Below are 505 nucleotides of genomic sequence, written 5' to 3'. Positions count from 1 at the left end.
ACCCGGTTTGTTTCCTACAAGGACATCAAGGTGCTTATGGCAGATTTGAAGAGGGTTTATGCAGCCCCTACAGAAGAAGCTGCTCTGTCTGCGTTGGAGGACTTCGGAAATAAATGGGATGGTAAATATCCTAAAATATCGAAGTCCTGGAATGACAACTGGATAACTCTGTCCACTTACTTTAAGTATCCGGAGCCGGTCCGTCGCCTGATCTACACAACCAATGCAATCGAAGGGTTCAATCGCCAGCTGAGAAAAGTCACCAAAAGCAAGACGATATTCCCCTCCGATGACAGCCTGCTAAAGATGCTGTATCTGGCCACAATGGACATCACCAAAAAGTGGACAGGCCACCGCCAGGACTGGGGAATCATTCATTCACAACTAGAGATATACTTTGAAGAACGCCTGGCTGGCTATTAATGAAACTGGCTAAAATGAGCCAGTTTCATTGACATGCAAAGAAACAGCGTTATAATACAAACAAGGACAGAACCTTGAAATA

The 505-nt window shown here is 45.0% G+C and carries 1 protein-coding gene; it reads left to right on the top strand.

The features are described 5' to 3' along the window. Positions 1-423 (top strand): transposase (locus tag FAY33_RS19145; protein WP_143323075.1); only part of this gene is annotated, 423 nt, incomplete at its 5' end. Between the last annotated feature and the right edge of the window lie 82 nt (positions 424-505).

It is taken from the genome of Clostridium sp. HBUAS56010, assembly GCF_007115105.1.
Taxonomy (GTDB): Bacteria; Bacillota; Clostridia; order Lachnospirales; family Lachnospiraceae; genus Lacrimispora.
The sequence above is the reverse complement of the archived record's forward strand: the minus strand, read 5'-3'. Positions and strand labels throughout refer to the sequence as shown.